This window comes from Hyphococcus sp. D3-15 (genome assembly GCF_055809375.1).
The window spans coordinates 986518-1005183 of sequence record NZ_CM147910.1; the positions used below are offsets into that span (position 1 = coordinate 986518).

15 protein-coding genes and 1 tRNA gene are annotated in these 18666 nt (G+C 59.5%); 8 read left to right on the forward strand and 8 right to left on the reverse strand.

What is annotated here, in order from left to right:
• Window positions 1–65: 65 nt before the first annotated feature.
• Entirely contained in the window at window positions 66–1166 is a 1101-nt protein-coding gene (locus tag AC0L8G_RS05090) for a M48 family metallopeptidase (protein WP_473387354.1), read from the reverse strand.
• An 11-nt stretch (window positions 1167–1177) separates the two neighbouring features.
• On the reverse strand, window positions 1178–2290 hold the full coding sequence (locus tag AC0L8G_RS05095) for a YjgN family protein (protein WP_473387355.1): 1113 nt from the start codon (window positions 2288–2290) through the stop codon (window positions 1178–1180).
• 119 nt (window positions 2291–2409) lie between these two features.
• On the opposite strand from AC0L8G_RS05095, the gene mutM reads away from it, so the two are divergent.
• The 6 genes from mutM to gyrB all read left to right on the forward strand — a co-directional run bounded on the left by mutM (window position 2410) and on the right by gyrB (window position 10756).
• Complete coding sequence (gene mutM, locus AC0L8G_RS05100; protein WP_473387357.1) at window positions 2410–3282, forward strand: bifunctional DNA-formamidopyrimidine glycosylase/DNA-(apurinic or apyrimidinic site) lyase; 873 nt, start codon at window positions 2410–2412, stop codon at window positions 3280–3282.
• A gap of 110 nt (window positions 3283–3392) precedes the next feature.
• A complete protein-coding gene (gene rpsT / locus AC0L8G_RS05105; protein WP_473387358.1) occupies window positions 3393–3659 on the forward strand; it encodes a 30S ribosomal protein S20 in 267 nt (88 codons plus the stop codon).
• Between the two features lie 645 nt (window positions 3660–4304).
• Window positions 4305–5735, forward strand: a complete 1431-nt coding sequence (locus AC0L8G_RS05110) for a DnaA ATPase domain-containing protein (RefSeq protein ID WP_473387360.1) — start codon at window positions 4305–4307, stop codon at window positions 5733–5735.
• A 283-nt stretch (window positions 5736–6018) separates the two neighbouring features.
• Window positions 6019–7137: a DNA polymerase III subunit beta gene (dnaN, locus tag AC0L8G_RS05115; RefSeq protein WP_473387363.1), complete on the forward strand. Its 1119-nt coding sequence runs from the start codon at window positions 6019–6021 to the stop codon at window positions 7135–7137.
• A gap of 71 nt (window positions 7138–7208) precedes the next feature.
• Window positions 7209–8327, forward strand: coding sequence for a DNA replication/repair protein RecF (gene recF / locus AC0L8G_RS05120; protein ID WP_473388801.1), 1119 nt, complete (start codon window positions 7209–7211; stop codon window positions 8325–8327).
• 17 nt (window positions 8328–8344) lie between these two features.
• A complete protein-coding gene (gyrB, locus tag AC0L8G_RS05125) occupies window positions 8345–10756 on the forward strand; it encodes a DNA topoisomerase (ATP-hydrolyzing) subunit B (protein WP_473387364.1) in 2412 nt (803 codons plus the stop codon).
• A gap of 24 nt (window positions 10757–10780) precedes the next feature.
• Here gyrB and AC0L8G_RS05130 read toward each other — a convergent pair whose 3' ends face one another.
• Window positions 10781–11746, reverse strand: coding sequence for a TraB/GumN family protein (locus AC0L8G_RS05130; RefSeq protein ID WP_473388802.1), 966 nt, complete (start codon window positions 11744–11746; stop codon window positions 10781–10783).
• 208 nt (window positions 11747–11954) lie between these two features.
• On the opposite strand from AC0L8G_RS05130, the gene AC0L8G_RS05135 reads away from it, so the two are divergent.
• Window positions 11955–12031, forward strand: a tRNA-Arg gene (locus tag AC0L8G_RS05135).
• A gap of 248 nt (window positions 12032–12279) precedes the next feature.
• Here AC0L8G_RS05135 and AC0L8G_RS05140 read toward each other — a convergent pair.
• The 3 genes from AC0L8G_RS05140 to AC0L8G_RS05150 form a co-directional block, all read right to left on the reverse strand.
• On the reverse strand, window positions 12280–12483 hold the full coding sequence (locus AC0L8G_RS05140) for a cold-shock protein (RefSeq protein WP_473387367.1): 204 nt from the start codon (window positions 12481–12483) through the stop codon (window positions 12280–12282).
• Window positions 12484–12730: 247 nt separating this feature from the next.
• Window positions 12731–13636 carry a right-handed parallel beta-helix repeat-containing protein gene (locus tag AC0L8G_RS05145; protein WP_473387368.1) on the reverse strand — a complete coding sequence of 302 codons (906 nt, stop codon included), beginning with the start codon at window positions 13634–13636 and terminating at the stop codon, window positions 12731–12733.
• Window positions 13637–13663: 27 nt separating this feature from the next.
• Window positions 13664–14329: a DsbA family oxidoreductase gene (locus tag AC0L8G_RS05150; RefSeq protein WP_473387369.1), complete on the reverse strand. Its 666-nt coding sequence runs from the start codon at window positions 14327–14329 to the stop codon at window positions 13664–13666.
• Window positions 14330–14512: 183 nt separating this feature from the next.
• On the opposite strand from AC0L8G_RS05150, the gene AC0L8G_RS05155 reads away from it, so the two are divergent.
• Entirely contained in the window at window positions 14513–16078 is a 1566-nt protein-coding gene (locus tag AC0L8G_RS05155; protein WP_473387371.1) for a bifunctional GNAT family N-acetyltransferase/carbon-nitrogen hydrolase family protein, read from the forward strand.
• A 21-nt stretch (window positions 16079–16099) separates the two neighbouring features.
• On the opposite strand, the gene AC0L8G_RS05160 is transcribed toward AC0L8G_RS05155, so the two are convergent.
• The gene (locus AC0L8G_RS05160) at window positions 16100–17140 is read right to left on the reverse strand and encodes a patatin-like phospholipase family protein (RefSeq protein WP_473387373.1); all 1041 of its coding nucleotides are present in this window, start codon (window positions 17138–17140) and stop codon (window positions 16100–16102) included.
• Window positions 17141–17294: 154 nt separating this feature from the next.
• Window positions 17295–18377: a DUF2855 family protein gene (locus AC0L8G_RS05165; protein WP_473387374.1), complete on the reverse strand. Its 1083-nt coding sequence runs from the start codon at window positions 18375–18377 to the stop codon at window positions 17295–17297.
• Window positions 18378–18666 lie beyond the last annotated feature (289 nt).

Consider the following 18666-nt stretch of genomic DNA (forward strand, 5'->3'; position numbering starts at 1 on the left):
TTCAAAGCGTTGTCAGAAGTTGAAAACCCCCGGCCTCGCGCCGGGGTTTTTTTTGTAGGCTAGTTTTATTCTTCTGCTTCAGGGGCGGCCCGGCAGGCTGAAGCGACAATGCGCCATCCTTCCTCGCTCAAGGGTAAAGCGCCTGCGGGGGCGGTGCGTGCGCGCGCCTGCTCAACGCGTTCATCCGTATTTGGATGGGTGCGCAGCCAGATAGGCAGGGAGCGTTTGTTCTTCGATTCTTTCTCGCCATAGTCGTGGCTGTGTTCTGTAATGGCTTCAAAGGCGCGAGCGAGTGCGGCGGGATTGCGGCCCGTCGCTTCAAGCATTTCAATCGCCGCTTCATCCGCCGCGGTTTCTTGAATACGGGTATGGCGCAGCTGGCTTATTTGCCCGCCCACCAATACGGCCTGCTGCGCCGCGCCTGAGCCGCCAGTAATAATTTCCAGCGCAGCGCCGAGACCTGCATTGCGATAGACCGCCTGCATGCCGTCCCTTGCGCGCACATGACCGAGTTCGTGGGCGATGACCGCGAGAAAGGCTTCCTGATCGTCTCCAAGCGCCGTCATCAGCCCGGAAGTCGCCATCACTTGCCCGCCGGGCAACGCAAATGCATTTGGCGCAGACGCTTTGACGAATTGAAAGCGGATTGGAAAGCCGACTTCGCCGGATGTGGCCAAGTCGTCAATGACAGGCGAGATTGCAGCTGACGCTTCCTCCGACCCGCAGGGTTTGAGGAATGTGTTGATCTGTGCTGCGAGATTCTCGCCGATCTGGATCTCGAGGTCTTTCGGCGTCCGCTTCGCCATTGGGCCGGACGCGGCGGGGACGCCGAAGAATATCCCGCCGGTCACCAACCCCGCGCCAATCACCAATGCGGCGATCAATGCGGCCATGCGCCGGCGTTCATGGGCCCCTGAAAATATTTCGGGCGCTGCGTCATGCAGCGCGTCTTGCGCCGCGAGAGGCAGCGCCAAGGCTGCGTCTGGCGTTTTCTTGTTGCTGAGGCGAATATCGACTTTGTTCTTCGGCCCCGGGATCAAGTCTTCATAAAGCCAGATGACGGTTTCGCCTTGCGCGTCGATGGCGAGCCCGTCTTTGCGAATTTCCACCCGCGCTTGTTGCGCGTGGCCGGTTTTGCCATCAAAATAGCGCGCATCAAAAGCCATAGTGCGCATCATCAGAAATTGGAGATGATGTCGAGGCCGTCAGCCAGGCCTTCGCCCTGTTTCGGAGCGGCTTCTGTTGTCTGTTCGATTTTGGCGAAGTCGACAGAACCGTCGATCTCCATGCGATTGGCGATACGTTTCCACACGCGCATTTGTACCGCCATGAAGCCGAAGCCTAGGGTGAAGATCAGCAACAGCATGTTTGTGATCGTCAATTCGATTATGTCGAAGGTAGACATTCGGTTTGAGAATTTCGCGCCCGCGACGTTCAAGCTCTTGATGATGCGACGGATCATGACGGCTTCGTGCCAGCACAGGAAAATGCTGAGCAAAAGCACCATCGGGATCAACGACAGATAGAGTTTGATGATGAATTCTATATCGGGTGCGACGCCAACATCCATTGCGCCATTCCCGGCCATGCCCATGAGCCAGGCGACCCAGAGGCCATATACAATGATTCCACCAAACCATGACAAGGCGAAGCTGGCGTATACAGGTTCGCTGCGGGCTTCAGGCGTGTCTTCGAAATTAAATTTCTCGCTGCCGAAATAGGCGCCGTTCCATAGCCGCTTGGACAAGCGAATGCGCGCCGCTGGCCAGAACCAGCCAAGCGTGACGCCCGACAACAATAAATAGCCGAGCATGGCCCAACCATAGCCGGTAGCGGATCCGGTTTGAGCAAAGCGGATGCCGCGCAGCTTTGTTCGCGAGAGATGGTAGCGGCGGGCGAGAAAAATCGCGACGCCAAGAATGAAAAATAAAAATATGTACATCAGCAGCGGCACGGCCGCGAGATAGAGCGTGTCGGGCCCGATGAAGAACTGCACTGCGAAGATCAACCCCACAAACGGCAGCATGAGCGTGAAGATGGCGATGATGAAGCCGATGAACAATTCCAGGCCCCGGCCTGTATATTCCAGCGGCTCGCCGTCCACAGTTGTATCTGACCACAAGCGGCGCCGGAATTGGGTGCGGCCCCAAAAGCGGAAAACGGTCAGTGTGATTATGTTCAAAAGCGAGGTGTAAAAACCGATCCACAACATCGCCAGGATGCTTGAGGTGTTCTTGACCGCAAGCCCGTTCTCCCGCGCTTGCGGCGCGGCGAAATTCGTTTCACTCATAGCCCCTCCAAATTTCCTGAAAGGCTACCGTCCGGGACGCGAAATGGTCAAATGTTTAAACAAGGGCATAGGGTTAACTGCACCCCGTGCGCTTTCGGCGCGGAACGGAGCAACTTGAAATGCCTGAGCTTCCTGAAGTCGAAACTGTCCGCCGCGGCCTGTCTCCGGTGATGGAGGGGGCGGTTTTCACCGGCGTGGAGGCGCGCCGACCGGATTTGCGGTTCCCGTTTCCCGAAGACTTCGCGGCAAGATTGCAGGGCCAGCGCGTCGACAGCCTGGACCGGCGGGGCAAATATCTGGTCGCCCATCTGTCCTCCGGCGAGAGCCTGATCATGCATCTCGGCATGTCCGGCCGGTTTACCATTGCCGAGACCGGCCCGGTTAATGATGCGGCCCGGCCCGGCGGCTTCGCCCAGGCGCAGGAATGCGACCCGAAACACGATCATGTGGTGTTCGCCCTGTCGGGCCCGCGCCCGGCGCAAGTGACCTATAATGATCCGCGCCGTTTCGGTTTCATGGACATCGCCCCGCCAGGCGAGCTGGAGAGCTGCCGGCATTTCAAGGCCATGGGGCCGGAGCCCCTGGGCAACGGCTTTTCTCCCGCTGTCCTAAAGTCAGCGCTGATGGGCAAGGCGGCCCCGATCAAGGCGGCGCTGCTCGATCAGCAGATCGTTGCGGGGCTCGGCAACATTTATGTCTGCGAGGCGCTGTTTCGGGCCCGCATCTCGCCGCGCCGCAAGGCCGCATCTGTCGCGGGCAAGCGTTCAGACCGCCTATATGGCGAGATTATCGAGGTTCTGCGGGCGGCTATCGAGGCTGGCGGGTCCACCTTGCGGGACTTTGCGGCGGCGGATGGCGCTTTGGGCTATTTCCAGCACCGCTTCGATGTTTACGACCGTGAGGGCGAGGATTGCTGCAACTGTGGCGGACCTATTCGCCGTATCGTGCAGAGCGGGCGGTCGACGTTTTTCTGTCCCGCTTGCCAACGCTGAAAATTAGCGGAAAATAAGGCTGAATCCCGTGTTGACGGGCGGGCCTTCAGGGGTCTATACACCGCCGCTCGCGCCGCAACCGGCGGCTGAAAAATGATTGAGTGACGAACATGGCTAACACGTCTTCCGCGAAGAAAATGGTCCGCAAGATTGCGCGCCGCACCGCTGTGAACAAATCGCGCCGTTCGCGCGTGCGCACGTTCCTGCGCAAAGTCGAGGAAGCGATTTCTTCCGGCGACAAGAGCGCCGCTGAAGCAGCCTTCAAAGAAGCTCAGCCTGAAATGCATCGCGCTGCGAACAAGGGCGTGTTTCACCAAAAGACAATCTCGCGGAAATTGTCGCGACTGTCTTCTCGCATCAAATCACTTGCTGCGTAATTTAGGACATAAAATTCCATTTTGGCGGTACGATAGCGCGCGCGCAAATTTTTGCGGGCGCGTTTTTTATTGCGCATTTGTTTGGTAGGTTAAGCGCACCGCATGCACGATGCATCGATTGCGCTTACAAGTTTTCTACGCATTCCGACGTAACGATTTGTTTTTGTTGTAAGCGTGATTTTTGTTGACGTTTTACGCGGTCAACGCATGCAAAAAAAATGACATAAAGGCAGAATCAAAGCTTGACGCTCATCCTTAAGGTTATCTATGCTGGGTTTAGTCAATTATGACGGGTGCGGATTAATTTTCGCGCATTCAGTTTCAGTTTTTGATCTGTGTTTTTTGGTCAGTCGTTTCGGCTAGTAAGGAACGACTGCCGCGTAGGCACGCTGCATGACTTTAGAAAAGTCGAGGATAAACGGAATGACAAGCGGCGAAACTCTTCCATTAGCGTTTTTACATCTTGCACTTCTGGAAGTGGACGGCCTTGTCGTCTAACCTAATGAACTTACGCGCCGACGTGTAGGGTCGGCATTACCACGCGACAACAACAACAAGTTAAAGAAAATCTAAGCGCGCTAACTCGCTTGGTCAGCGGCGCGCGCTTGCGGGGAATTGACTTCAATTTTTGGGCGGCTTCAAAAAATGAACAACGGCAACGACACGAGCGGGCGGGAAACTCCCATCGAACTATTCAAACGTTATCACGCAGCGCTGCGCATGCGCGTGGGTGATGCGAAATACACGTCCTGGTTCAAGGACCTCGGACTCGAAGAATACAGCGAAGAATGCGTTACGCTGTCGACTGGCTCGCAAGCCAAGCGCGACATGCTTGATAATCGGTTCTTTCCGGTGCTCAAGGAAACCTGGATCAAGGAAGTTGGGCCGTTTCGAAAGATGCAGCTCACCGTTCTGAAAAACGCGCTGAGCGCGCATGCCGCGCGTGTGGACGCGCAAGAAGAACAGCGCGCCGCCGCGGTGGAAACCGTTGCCGCGCAAGCGCCTTCGCGCAGCCCGAAAGATGCGAAGGAAGCGGTGTTTGACGATCTCGCGACGCCGCTCGATCCGCGCCGTACGTTTGACGCTTTCGCCGTCGACAGCTCGAACCGCATCGCCTGGGCCGCCGCGCAGGAAGCCTTGTCGGAAGGGCGCGCGCGCGAGCTGATCTATTTTTACGGTCCGTCAGGCGTCGGCAAGACGCATTTGCTGCAGGCGATCGCTCATGCATGGCTCGATGACGCCAAGCGCGGCGCCGCCGGCTATGTGACATACAACAACCTGTCCAACGCCTGCGTCAGCGCAGTCTGGTCGAATGCCACGGCGGCGCTGCACAAGGCGTTGCTCGCGCATCATTTTCTCGCCTTTGACGACATCCATTTCTTGAATGGCAAAAATCGCACCCAGGAGGAACTACTGATCGTGATCGACGCAGCGCTCGACAGCGGCAAACAGGTTGTCATCGCCGGAGAATTACCGCCCGCCAAGCTCGCCGAAGCAGGGATCAATCAGCGTCTGGCTGACCGTCTCGCTGGCGGCATCTGCGCGCCGATCCATCCGGGTGACGAGACCTTGCGCATGGCGGTGCTGAAAAAGCGGGTCGAGCAAAGCCCGGCCGCCTGTTCCGTCTCCGACGATGCGCTCGCCTTTATCGCGCGCACCTTCACGCAGAGCATGCGCGAAACCATCGGCGCCCTGAACCAGCTTCTCTTGATGTATGGCGCCGAAGAGGTTGTCGTTGATCTCGATGAGGCGAAATCGGTGCTCAAATCCCGTCTCGATGACCGCCGCCGCGCGGCCACCATTGAAGACGCCATCGCCGCCGGCGCCGAGGCGTTTGGCCTGAAGCTCGAAGACATGACCGGCCGCTCTCAGCCGCAGCGCATTGTGCGGGCCCGTCATGCGGTGGTCTGGTGCGCCCGTGAGGTGCTCAAAGAGTCCTTCCCGCGCATCGGCAAGGCCCTCAAGCGCGACCACACGACCGTAATGTCGAGCTATCGCCGGGCGCAGGCCCTGATCGAGCGCGACAAGGCGTTTCAGGATGGCGTGCGGCGTATTCGCGAGGCGCTGGAGGGGTAATTTCACCCCTTTTCCGGCAGCCCGGAAACCGCTTTGAAAACAGTCCGATATTGGCTTGGCGCCGGTGCGTGAAATCCGCACCGGCGCTAGCTTTTGGGGGTTGTTTCGGCTATACTCCATAAGGGTTTTTCGCCATTCGATTCGGCCCGCGCACACCGCCAATTCCGGGTGCTGGCCCGGGCGAATTTCAGGGCGCGCAGGCGCCGGGGCGAAGATGTCAGGACAGCGATAGCAGGCGGAATTCCCCCGTCGCTTAAGATCATTTCGAGAGAGCATTCCGCATATGAAAGTCACGATTGAACGGTCAGCCCTGTCGAAGGCGCTGGGGCATGTGCAAAGCGTCGTTGAACGGCGCAACACAATCCCGATTCTCTCCAATGTGCTTTTGCAGGCCGATGGCGGCGCGCTGACGCTTACCGCGACCGATCTCGACATTGAGATTTCCGAAGAGGCGCCGGCCGATGTCGCCGGCAAGGGCGCGACCACTGTGTCGGCGCTGACCTTGTTTGAAATCGTCAAGCGCCTGCCTGACGGCGCGCAGGTGCGCCTTGAGCTGTCCGCCGAAGAAGGGCGCTTGCAGGTTTCCTCCGGGCGTTCGCAATTCGCGCTCGCGGTGCTGCCGGAAGATGATTTCCCAAGTCTTGCGACCGATGATCTTGAAACGCGGTTCTCCATGCCGACGGCGGATTTGCGCCGCCTGCTCGGCAAGGCGCGCTTCGCCATGTCGCAGGAAGAAACCCGCTATTATCTCAACGGCGTTTATCTCCACGCCTTCACCGATGGCGATGCGCCGGCGCTGCGTGCGGCGGCGACGGACGGACACCGGCTTGCGCGTATTGACGCTGCTTTGCCTGACGGCGCTGCGTCCATGCCCGGCGTCATCGTGCCGCGCAAAGCGATCGCCGAATTGGGCCGGCTTCTGGAAGATGCGGAAGACAATGTTGAAATCGCCGTATCGCCGGCGAAAATCCGTTTCGGTTTCGGCGCCGGCTATCTGACGTCGAAACTCATTGACGGCTCGTTTCCGGATTATGAGCGCGTCATTCCGAAGGGCAATTCCAACATCCTGCATGTTGAAACCAAGGACTTTTCGCAGGCTGTTGATCGCGTCTCCACCGTCTCGGCGGATCGCACGCGCTCGGTGAAGCTCGCGCTTGAGGCGGACCGGCTGCGCCTTACCGTCAACAATCCTGAAGCCGGCTCCGCCCTGGAAGAGCTTTCGGTTGATTATGGCGGCGACCCGATCGAGATCGGGTTCAATGCGCGCTACCTGCTTGATGTCGCGCAACAGATCGATGGCGAGACCGCAACCTTCCGGCTCGCGGATCCGTCTTCGCCGACTGTCATCCTCGATGAAGAAGACGAGCGGGCGCTCTACGTTTTGATGCCGTTAAGGGTCTGACCTTGAGCGAAGCGTTGGCCAGAAGCTGGGATGAGGAGACGCAAGATGCGGCGGCGCAGAAATGCGCGCGCATTACGCGGCTCACTGTCACCGATTTCCGGTCCTATGCGCGCGCTGAAATAGAATTTGACGGCCGTCCCGCTGCAATCTCCGGCGCCAATGGCGCAGGCAAGACCAATATTCTCGAAGCGATTTCGCTTATCGGGCCGGGGCGCGGCGTGCGCGGCGCCAAGCTCGACGAATTGCCGCGCATTGGCGGCGCGGGCGGTTGGGCTGTGTCGGCGCGGGTCGATGACGGCGAAGACGAACGGCGCTTCGGCGTTGGCGCCGCGGCGGCCAATCCGGCTCGCCGTCTGTGCCGCATTGATGATCGCGATGCGTCCGGGCCGGGCGCCTTTGCCGAGCATCTGCGGTTCATGTGGCTGACCCCGGCGCAGGACCGGTTGTTCATGGAGGGCGCTGGCGAAAGGCGGCGCTTCCTCGACCGCATGACGCTGGCCCATGATCCCGCCCATGGCAAACGTTCGACCGTCTATGAACAGGCCATGCGTCAGCGCCAGCGCCTGCTCGAAGAGGGCGGCCGTGATGAAAGCTGGCTCGCGGCGGTGGAAAAGCAAATGGCCGAAGCGGGCGCGGCAATCGCTGCGGCGCGCCGGGCGATGGTGTCGCGACTTGAGGCGGCGGAAGTCGCCACCGAGGAAGGCGTGTTCCCGGCGGCCGATATGGCGCTGGAGGGCGAGCTTGAAGGCGCGCTCAACTCGGCGCCGCGGGAGACCGTAGAGGCGGACTTTACCGAAGCCTTGCGCATGCGCCGCCGCCGCGACATGGAGGCGGGACGGGCGTTGTCCGGGCCGCATCGCAGCGACTTGTCTGTCATCCATCGCGCCAAGGGGCGTCCTGCGCGCCTGTGCTCCACCGGTGAACAAAAAGCGCTGCTGATCGGTCTGGTGCTGGCCAACGCCCGCGCCTTGTCGCTTAGCGATCCAAACGCGCCGCTGATTTTGCTGCTCGATGAAATCGCCGCCCATCTCGATGCGGGCCGGCGCGAGAGTCTGTTCGCGATTATCGATGATCTTGGCTTCCAGGCGTTTATGACGGGGACGGATCAATCCCTGTTTGAGGCCTGGGGCGCGCGCGCCCAGCACTTTGATGTGTCGGGCGGCGGCGTACATGAAACACAACTGACTTAAAAAGAAAGAAAAGACCCATGGCGAATAACGCCGCGCCCCAAGAGGAATACGGCGCCGATTCCATCAAAGTGCTCAAAGGTCTTGACGCAGTGCGCAAGCGGCCGGGCATGTATATCGGCGATACGGATGACGGTTCGGGCCTGCACCACATGGTGTATGAAGTCGTCGACAACGCCATTGACGAGGCGCTGGCGGGCTATTGCGACACGGTTGAAGTCATTTTGAATGAAGATGGCTCGGTGACGGTGACGGATAATGGCCGCGGCATTCCCACCGACATCCACACCGAAGAAGGCGTCTCCGCTGCGCAGGTCATCATGACCCAGTTGCATGCAGGCGGAAAGTTCGACCAGAACTCCTACAAGGTTTCCGGCGGCTTGCACGGCGTTGGCGTTTCCGTGGTCAATGCGCTGTCCGAATGGCTCGATCTGCGCATCCGCCGCAATGGCAAAGAACATTACATGCAGTTCCGCATGGGTGAGCCGGTTGACGACCTGGTTGTGGTCGGCGACGCGGTGAAAACCGGCACCGAGGTGACGTTCCTTCCTTCAAAGGAAATTTTCACCGGCACGGAATTCGATTTCGACACGCTGGAACATCGTTTGCGCGAGCTTGCATTCCTCAATTCCGGCGTGGCGATCCGTTTGGTCGACAAACGCCATGTGGAAACGCGCACCGAAGAGATGATGTATGAGGGCGGGCTTGAAGCTTTTGTCCGCTATCTCGATGAATCGAAAAGCTCGTTGATTGGCGCGCCGATCTCGTTTTCGACGGAGCGTGACGGCCTCGTTGTGGATGTCGCCATGTGGTGGAATGACAGCTATCACGAGAAAGTTTTGTGCTTCACCAACAACATTCCCCAGCGCGATGGCGGCACGCATCTGGCCGGGTTCCGCGCCGGCCTGACGCGCATCATCAACAATTATTCGCAGAGCTCCGGCATTGCGAAAAAGGAAAAGGTGTCGCTCACCGGCGATGATGCGCGCGAAGGGCTGACCTGCGTGTTGTCGGTGAAAGTGCCTGACCCGAAATTCTCCTCGCAGACGAAAGACAAGCTGGTGTCGTCGGAAGTGCGCCCGGTTGTCGAAAGCGCTGTCAGCGAAAAACTGAGCGAGTGGTTTGAAGAAAATCCCGGCGACGCCAAGCGCATCGTCCTTAAAATCGCCGAAGCCGCCGCCGCCCGTGAGGCGGCGCGCAAGGCGCGCGAGCTGACGCGGCGTAAATCGGCGCTGGATGTGGCGTCGCTGCCGGGCAAGCTCGCCGATTGTCAGGAACGCGACCCGGCGCGCTCTGAAATCTTCATCGTCGAGGGTGACTCCGCTGGCGGCTCCGCCAAGCAGGCCCGCAATCGTGAAAACCAGGCCGTCTTGCCCTTGCGCGGCAAGATCTTGAATGTCGAGCGCGCGCGTTTCGACAAGATGTTGTCCAGTCAGGAAATCGGCACGCTGATCACGGCGCTCGGCACCGGCATTGGCCGCGATGATTTCAATCCGGACAAGCTGCGCTACCACAAGATCGTCATCATGACTGACGCCGATGTCGACGGCGCGCATATTCGCACCTTGTTGCTGACCTTCTTCTTCCGGCAAATGCCGGAGCTTATCCGTCGCGGTCATCTCTTCATCGCCCAGCCGCCGCTCTACAAAGTGTCACGGGGCAAGTCCGAGCAATATCTGCTCGATGATGACGCGCTGGAAGATCACCTTTACGCGGAAGGCATTACCGACGCATCGCTGGCGCTTGCCGGCGGCGAGACCATCGCCGGGCCGGATCTGGCGGCGCTGATCGCCCGGGCGCGTAAAGTGCGCGAAGCGATTGACGAATTTCCGATCCGCTATAATCGCGACATCATCGTGCAGGCCGCGCTGGCGCGCGCGCTGTCCGAAGCGCCCGACGGAGATGAGGCGCAGGCGCTTGCTGACAAGGTGGCTGAGCGGCTCGACATGATCGCTGACGAGTTTGAACGCGGCTGGAAGGGCGCGCCGGACGGCGAGGGCGGTTATGTGTTCGAGCGTGAATTGCGCGGCGTCAATGAACGCCATGTGCTGACGCGCGACATGCTGATGTCGGCGGACGCCAAAAAGGTGCAGGCCGGCATGGCCGGTCTCGCCGATGCGTTCGACAAACCCGCCACATGGTTGCGCAAGGAGCAGCGCCATGTGGTCACCGGCCCCAACAGCCTGTTGCGCGCCGCGCGCATGGCGGGCGAGGCTGGCGTCAAGATGCAGCGCTATAAAGGTCTCGGCGAGATGAACCCGGACCAGCTCTGGGAAACGACGCTTGATGAAAATGCGCGCGTGTTGCTGCAGGTGAAGGTGAAAGAAGCCGACGCCGCCGACAGCATCTTCTCGCGACTGATGGGCGACATCGTTGAACCGCGCCGGGAGTTCATTCAGGAAAACGCGCTTTCGGCGGCGCTCGACGTTTAAACCGTTCGGGCGAAGCGTTCGCGTCTACTGGTCGTTGTCATTCGCTGCGGCCGGCGTTTCGCCATAGCGCGTGACCGTATAGCCCTTGGCGGCGAGCAGCGCCGGCAGGGAGGTCTTTTCGCCAACCAGATGCGCCGCGCCGACAGCGACAAACCCGGCGCCGTTTTCTGCTTTAAGGACGGCGTCCAGTTCCTCCGCCCAGGCTTCGTTGCGCGCAACGATCAGCCTTTCATAAACCTCCGGCGCCTGCTCGCGCATGTCCTGGTTCATTTGTTGATCGATAAGGCCGAGATCGGCCTCCGCCCAGGCCCGGAACAGATCGTCAAAGGCGGCTTCCTGCTTGTCCCAGTCGCGAATGGTGAGCACCAGCAGGTCTTTTTCAATTTCGGGCGCCAGGGTCGTGAAAAAGGCGAGCTGCTCGTCAATGGTTTCGAAAAAGCGCAACTCCTTGCCGGCGGCTTTCGCTTCCTTGGACAGGATGCTGTCGGCGCCTGCGCCGGGGTCGAAGCCCTGATTGACGATGAATTGAACGCTCAAAGTCAAAAACGCATACCAGGGCCGCATCGGATCGATCGCCGCAAAGGGCAGGCCCACTTCACCGGAAATCTCGCGCAGCTTTTGCGCATCCGCAGCGCCCAGCATGCTGGACAGCATCACGCCGGGCTTGTTGAAGCCTTTCGTCATCACCGTGTTGAGCGTTTTCGACGTGGCTTCCGGTGTGTTGGCGTCAACCTCGAAATATACCGTCCCGGCATTGGCGAAAGCGGCGTTCATCGCATCGCGGCGCCAGTCGAGACCGGGCGGGAGTATGTGAAAAGTGCCGAACAGGACATAGTCTGAATCGGCGTCGGTGACGCGCCACATGGCCGGCGCCGCCGAAGCGACCGAAAGGCTGGCGGCGGGCTCTGGCGCTGGCTGCGGCGCTTGCGCGGCCGCGCCGGAAAGGGCGCTGGCGATCAAGGCGGATGCGGCGGTGAGGAGTGTTTTCATCAAGATTGAGCCCTTTCGCGCTGACTGAGCGGGCCCCGACCGGGCCGTCACCTGTCTCGCACCTCCCTCATAGCGCATCAAGGGGGCGAAATCTGGGCGCTGCAGGGCCTGTCCGGGTTTTAACATGGGGGCTGTGCGGCCGCCCGGCGCGCATTTCCTGCGGCTTGCCGAGGGCGCCCCAATCGCGTACACCCCGTCCCCTGTTGCTGGACCCGTAGCTCAGCTGGATAGAGCGCTGCCCTCCGAAGGCAGAGGCCACAGGTTCGAATCCTGTCGGGTCCGCCAGTTTCTTTCAATCGCGAATTTTTCCTGTGTCGGCGCCGCCGGCTGCCCGGGGTTTGCGCCGCTGCAAGTCTGTTGCTTGAACGAAATGACAGCCGCTCTTTAAGGCATGACGCAAAAAGCGCCTTGCAAGCGCCCGCCGGTCGCGCCCGGCGCCGAAAAAATAATTTCTATACAGAATATATAGCATGCGCAAAAGAAAACCGCCGCGACATGGGCTGCGCGCGGCGGTTCGAGTCATCGAACGAAATTTAAACCGGCTTGAGGTTTCCGGCGGAAGTTTTGCCGCGCTGGTCAACAAGGTCATACGAAACTTTTTGACCTTCCTGCAGATCAGCCATGCCCGCTTCTTTCACAGCGGAAATGTGAACGAACACGTCATTACCGCCGTCATCGGGAGCGATAAAACCGTATCCTTTAGTGGCGTTGAACCATTTGACATCGCCTGTGGCCATTCTTCGATCTCCTATTCATGGCGTCGTCCCCTGTGCAAATTCGCGACTGCAGATCGGCAAGGGGTCTTGGGTCGGCAACCATGTCTTGGGATCTTAACTTACGGCCATTCTTCCCGAGAGGTGGGCGGGGTCGTGAAGGTCAGTCAAAACAAAGTCGCAGGAAAGATTTAGAATACAGTGACGGCAACTCGTCAAGGCTGTCCTTAGTGCGCTTTGTGCGCCTTTTTCCAAATATAGATGTTATAATCTAATTAAGATTGAGGCGTCCGCCGGCCTCATTCACGATATCATTGCCGCTGATTATTGGTGTTACGCTTGTTTCATTTCGCAACAAGCGGCCATTGCGATTGCGGTTGGTAATGCGGTTTCCTGTGATCACTAAAGCATCCGCATTTCCGCCCCGCGTCTGGTCGTAATTGATCAATGTAGAATTGTCGCCGTCAGCGGCGTGAATAAAGCTATTACCTTCTATCCTTACATGGCCGCCGCGCGACGCATCGATGGAATAGCTGGTTTTGCCGTCCGCATCATCGAAGCTGGAGTTGACGATGCGCGTGATTGCGGCGAGCGATTTGACGTGGTGGCCAATGCGCGTGCCGATGAATTTACTGGCGCTGATATCGAGCTTGTAACCGTCGGCGGCGTAAATCGCGTGCGAATAGCCGTCGCCATATCCATTGCCGATAAAGGCTGAGCCGGTGATTGTGATCACGCCCCGCGCCTGGCCAGTAGCCAGGATACCATCCTCATTGCCGACAAAACTGCAATTTACGACGGTCAGATTGAGCCCGTCATGTCGTATTCCGGCGCCGTTTAGGTCAGGTGCGCGGGCCCCTTCAAAGCGGATATTCTCGACACGGAGCGAGGCGTCCCAAAGCGGGTTCAGGATGCCTTTTTCCGTCGGTCGGGTGGAATAAAAAATAACTTCGCCATTGCCGATAAGGGTGACGTCGCGGGGAATTTTCAAATCTGTGAGGTCATAGCGCCCGGCGGTGATTCGAATGGTTTCGCCCTTGCGCGCTTTTTGAACGGCCTGTTCCAGCGCGGGGGCGCTGTTAACCGTCATCTCCGCATGGGCCGGGGCGAATGCGGCGCAAAGCAGGGCGATCAGGAGCGTGATGCGTTTCATGAGCGCTGGCGGTGCGATTTTCATGCCGTCCGGCTGTTGCGCCGGGGCGCCCTATTGGGCGCGTGTTTCCGCCGCCGCCTGACGCAAGGCGTCCGCAAGGCGCGCCGGGGGCAAGGCGCCGGAAAAGCCGGTGCGTTCATTTGCGATATAGGTGGGCACGCCGGTGACGCCCGCCTGCCGGAACGCTTCGGCTTCCGCTTTCACCTCGCTTGCGCTTTTCGGATTTTCAAGATCGCGCTGCGCGTTCTCCCGGTCGAGACCGGCTTCCTCGGCGATGGCGGCGAGCACGTCAGCGTCGCCAATATCGGCGCCCTTGTCCCAATAGGCCGCGTAAAGCGCCAGCGCCAACCGCTCCTGCGCCCCGTCGAAATGGGCGAGGCGGATGATCTGATGCGCCTTCAGCGTATTGGGAAGATGCGTCGGCAAAGACGGGTCAAAGGCGAAGCCCGCGCCCAGCGCCGCAGCTTTGAGCTGGTGGATCATTTGCGCGCGCTGCGCCTCGTCGGGAAATTTCCGCGCGTAATATTCGCGCCGGTCGACGCCGCCTTCGGGCGTGTCGGGATTGAGCTGGTAGGCGCGGATGCGCGGCAGGACGATGAACTCATCCTTGACGCGCTCCTTCGCCAGCAAAAAGGATTTGAGGCCCACATAGCACCACGGGCAAACCGGGTCGGCGACAATGTCCACAAGCAGGCGCGGCCGGTCGGGGCTGGTCATATAAATTCCTTTCGAGACGCGCGGTCTTTATAGGCGTATTATGGCGCTTCGAGCCAGCGAGACAGGCTGGCGAAGCGCCCTCGACGCCGTGCAAGATTCACCGCCGGCGGGAAGGGCGCAGCGATATTCATGTCCAGCACACCCCCGTCCAGTAAACCCATGCCCAGTACGGAAAGAGATTAAATGAGCCGGACGCCAGCCGCAAAGGCGAAACTCGTTTTAAGAAACGCCGCCGTCGCCGACGCGCCCGCGCTCGCGGCGCTTTCGCGCAAGGTCTATGGCGATGCGGAAGGATCGACCGAAGACGCGCTGCTCGGCCAGATCAACCGCTTCCCCGAAGGCCAGTTCATCGCAGAATATGAAGGCGCGATTGTCGGCTTCTGTTCGACCTTCATCATTTCCGAAGCGCTCGCTTTCAAGCCGCATACATGGATGGAGATCACCGGCGGCGGCTTCGCCTCCCGTCATGATCCCGATGGCGATTTCCTTTACGGGATGGAGGTTTCGGTTGATCCCGACCGCCGCCGTCTGCGGATCGGGCAGCGGCTCTACAAGCTGCGCCGCGAGCTGTGTCAGCATTGGGAATTGAAAGGCATTGTCTTTGGCGGGCGGCTTCCCGGATTTCTGCGCCGCGAAAAAGAATACGCAACGCCGGAAGCCTATCTGAACGCGGTCGTTGAGAAAAAGATCAAGGACCAGGTCGTCAATTTCCAGCTCGCGCAGGGCTTCGCCATAGAAGGCGTGTTGCCGAACTACCAGGCGAATGACCGCGACTCGAAGGGCTATGCGGCGCTGATGGTCTGGCGCAATCCAGTCGCGCCGGGGCCGGACGCGGTGAAGGCGACGCGGCCCGATGCGCGGCTCCCCGATACGGTGCGCGTGGCGACGGTGCAGTTCAGAATGCGGCGCATCACCAGCCTCGAAGATTTTGAGGAACAGGTTGAATTCTTCGTCGACACCGCCGCCGATTACGGCGCCGACTTTGTCGCCTTTCCGGAGATGTTCACGCTGGCGCTGTTGTCGCTCGATGAAAAAGATCTCGCGCCGACAATCGCCATCGCCAGGGTCGCGGAATACAAGGACCGGTTCTGCGCTTTCATGGAAAAGCTCGCAGTCTCCTACAACATCAACATTATCGGCGGCACCCATCCGACCCGGATGGCCGATGGCGAGATCAGAAATGTCTGCTACGTCTTTTTGCGCGACGGATCGGTCTATCTGCAGGAAAAGCTGCATCCGACGCCGACAGAAGCGACCTGGTGGAACATCAAGGGCGGCGACGGCGCGTCGGTGATCAACACCGATTGCGGTCCGATCGGCGTGATGATCTGTTACGACAGCGAGTTTCCGGAAATTGGCCGTCATCTTGTGGATCAGGGCGCGCTTATTTTATTCGTGCCTTTCTGCACCGATGAGCGGCGCGGATATTTGCGCGTTCGATATTGCTGTCAGGCGCGCGCCGTTGAAAACCAGTGCTACATGGTGCTTTCCGGGATTGTCGGAAATCTGCCCAATGTGGAGAATATGGGCATTCACTATGCGGAAAGCTGCGTGATGACGCCGTCGGACTTTCCGTTTGCGCGCGACGGCATCGCCGCCGATACGCCGGCCGGGACCGAGACCGTGGCGGTCGCGGATCTCAGCCTGAAGGATTTGCTGACGGCCCGGCAAAACGGGTCGGTGCAAAACCTCAAAGACCGCCGATACGATCTTTACAGCGTCCGGTGGACGTCGCCCGCCAAGGGATAGGTTTTACGGCGGCGCTTTCGTTCAGGCGATTGCGGCGGGCCGGTTTTTCGGCTCGCTATCGCTGCGCCCTTGCGCGCCGGGCCTAGACTTCTCCAGATAATCCTCCGCCGCGACGCGTCCCTTTTCATGCAGGGCGTCGATCAGCGCCGGCGTCGGGCGGGTGGAAATCTGCGCCCTGGTTTCATAATCGCTGAGCAAAATGATCTCGAGATTGTTCAAGCCCGGATTTGCGCCGGCCAAATGCGCCAGCTCATCGTCGAGCGACTGATTGAACAAAAGGTTCTTCATATAGGCGTCGACATCGGCGCCGCTTTTCGGCAGGTCCAATGAACCGGACCGGATCAACCGCGCCAGCAAGGTTGTGTCCGCGCCCATATCGGTCAGCGGCACCAGCGGCGGATTGGCGGAGAAGCCGCCATCCCAATAGGGCTCGCCGTCAATCCATACAGTCGGATGTATATTCGGCAGGCAGGCCGACGCCAAAAGCGCGTCGATGGAGATGTCCGCCTTGGTGAAGATGCGCGCCTTTGCGGTTTGCACATGGGTCGCCGAGACAAACAACGCCGGCGCTTCGGGCGCGCGCAAGGCGTCGATGTCCACATGTTTTTCCAGCGCGCCGCGCAACGGATTGGCGGAAAGCGCGCCGGGATTGGTGAACATCTGGCGCCAAAGATCGGCTTGCGCATTAAGCGCCATCGGCGTTGGCAGGAAACTGGTGAGCGTCGAGGCGCTGGCGATATCGCGCCAGAAGGATTTCATTGTATGGCGCGCGCCCGCGCCGCCGCCGGTCATCAATCCGGAAATGAACAAGGCGCCGTTCAGCGCGCCCGCAGAGGCGCCGGTCACCGCTTTGATTTCCAGCGAACGCTCATGACTGAGGCGGTCGAGTATGCCCCAGGTGAAAGCGCCGAGCACGCCGCCGCCTTGCAGCGCCAGGTTCAAGGTCGTCGCCTTGGCCGCGCGCCGGTCCAGCTCGCGCGCCGCGCGCAAATAAGCGAGCCGAAGGCGGCGCGCCTGCGGGGATTGTTGAAGCCAGTCGTTGACGGCGTTGCGCAAACTCATGGGCGTCATGCTCCGCTGGGGATGAGCCGTGATTATCGCTGGAAATGTTTACAGTTTATTGTGCGCTGCACAATGAATTCGTAAGGGGTGCGGCGCGCGCGCATTCCAGACGCCCGCCAAAACCCCTTAAGATGCTGGATTTAATGGGAAAATCCTAAAACCCCACCATCCATGCAGCGTCGGCCGGGGTCTTGCCCGCATAGAGTTCGGCCCAGGCGCGCGCGATCGCCCCGGCGCCATTTTCACGCCGGATGATCAGCCAGTCGCGGGATTTAAGGGCGGCGGCTTTCCAGAAACCGTAAGCCTGTTTTTCAAAGGCGCCCGGTCCCCATTCCTGCGTTCGCTTTTGGATATGGCCGGGGGCGAAAAACATCTGACTGCGTTCGCTGATGAAATCCGGGCCCATGGCGTTCGCTTCATAATGGGTGACGCCGACATTCGACGTGTACCGCATATTTTCGCCGAGATGTTTATGCAGCCGGTTTAAGACATCGCCATTGCCGGACATGTCGATAATCAGCGACGGAACCGATGCGTCGACCTTTTCAAGATCTTCATAGGTCAAAACATCCGCATACAGCTTAAGTTTTTCGACCGCCTTTTTGTTGCGCGCGGAGGTAAGGCCGATAAGCTTTGGCGCGGCGCTGTCTTCGGTGATGGCGTATGCCGTGCCGATGGCGGTTTTCGATGACGCGCTCGGGATGATGATTTGCTCCGCACCGTACCAGCCATTGTCCTTCATGAAGTCATAGAGACAGTAAGAGGTGGCGTAGAGCGGAAACAGCACCGCACGGTCATCATCCATATCGCTGTCATAGCCCGGCTCGGCCTTGACGCGCGCATAGGAATTATAGACGGGCGGCAGTTCGGCGCGATGCGCGGCGCCGTCAAACAGGCGTGTTTCACTGACTTTCACCGGCGCCATGACGAGATGGCTCGCCATCGGGAAATAGCCGTAAATCCGGTCGCCGACGGGAACATCGGGATGTTTCGATTCGATGATGTCGGCGAAACCCCAGACCGGAATGATGCCTTCGCCCGCTTTCGCCACGGGAAAGAATTTCCAATAGCCGATGCGCTCGCCGACCACGCCATAGGTGACATTATTGGCGGTCAGCGCGAAGCGATCGATTTTCGCGAGCACTTCGCCTTCCTTCAATGCCGGCGCGTCGCGGGTCTCCACGCGCGCTTCGGAAAGCTTGTCCTTTTGAACGATGAATTCGCTGATCGTGGTCATGGCGGATCTCTTTCCTTGCTGCCCGCAGGCTAACACTCCGGCACGCAAAGGTTGAGCGGCAATGGCAGAAACATATCCTGCGAGGCGAAAATCACGCTGAATCCCGCATTCGGTGCGTAGTTATCCCCGTCTTTCAGGACGGGCGTAGAATGCTGAGTGATGGAAAACGCCGTGCTGCGCCGCGCATCCAGCGCCGTGTATGCGGGTTTTAGATAAGGAGCAGAAAATCGCGTGGAACAATTTCGCCAAACTCACGCAAGCCAAAGCGCAAACCCCAGCAATTTCGCCA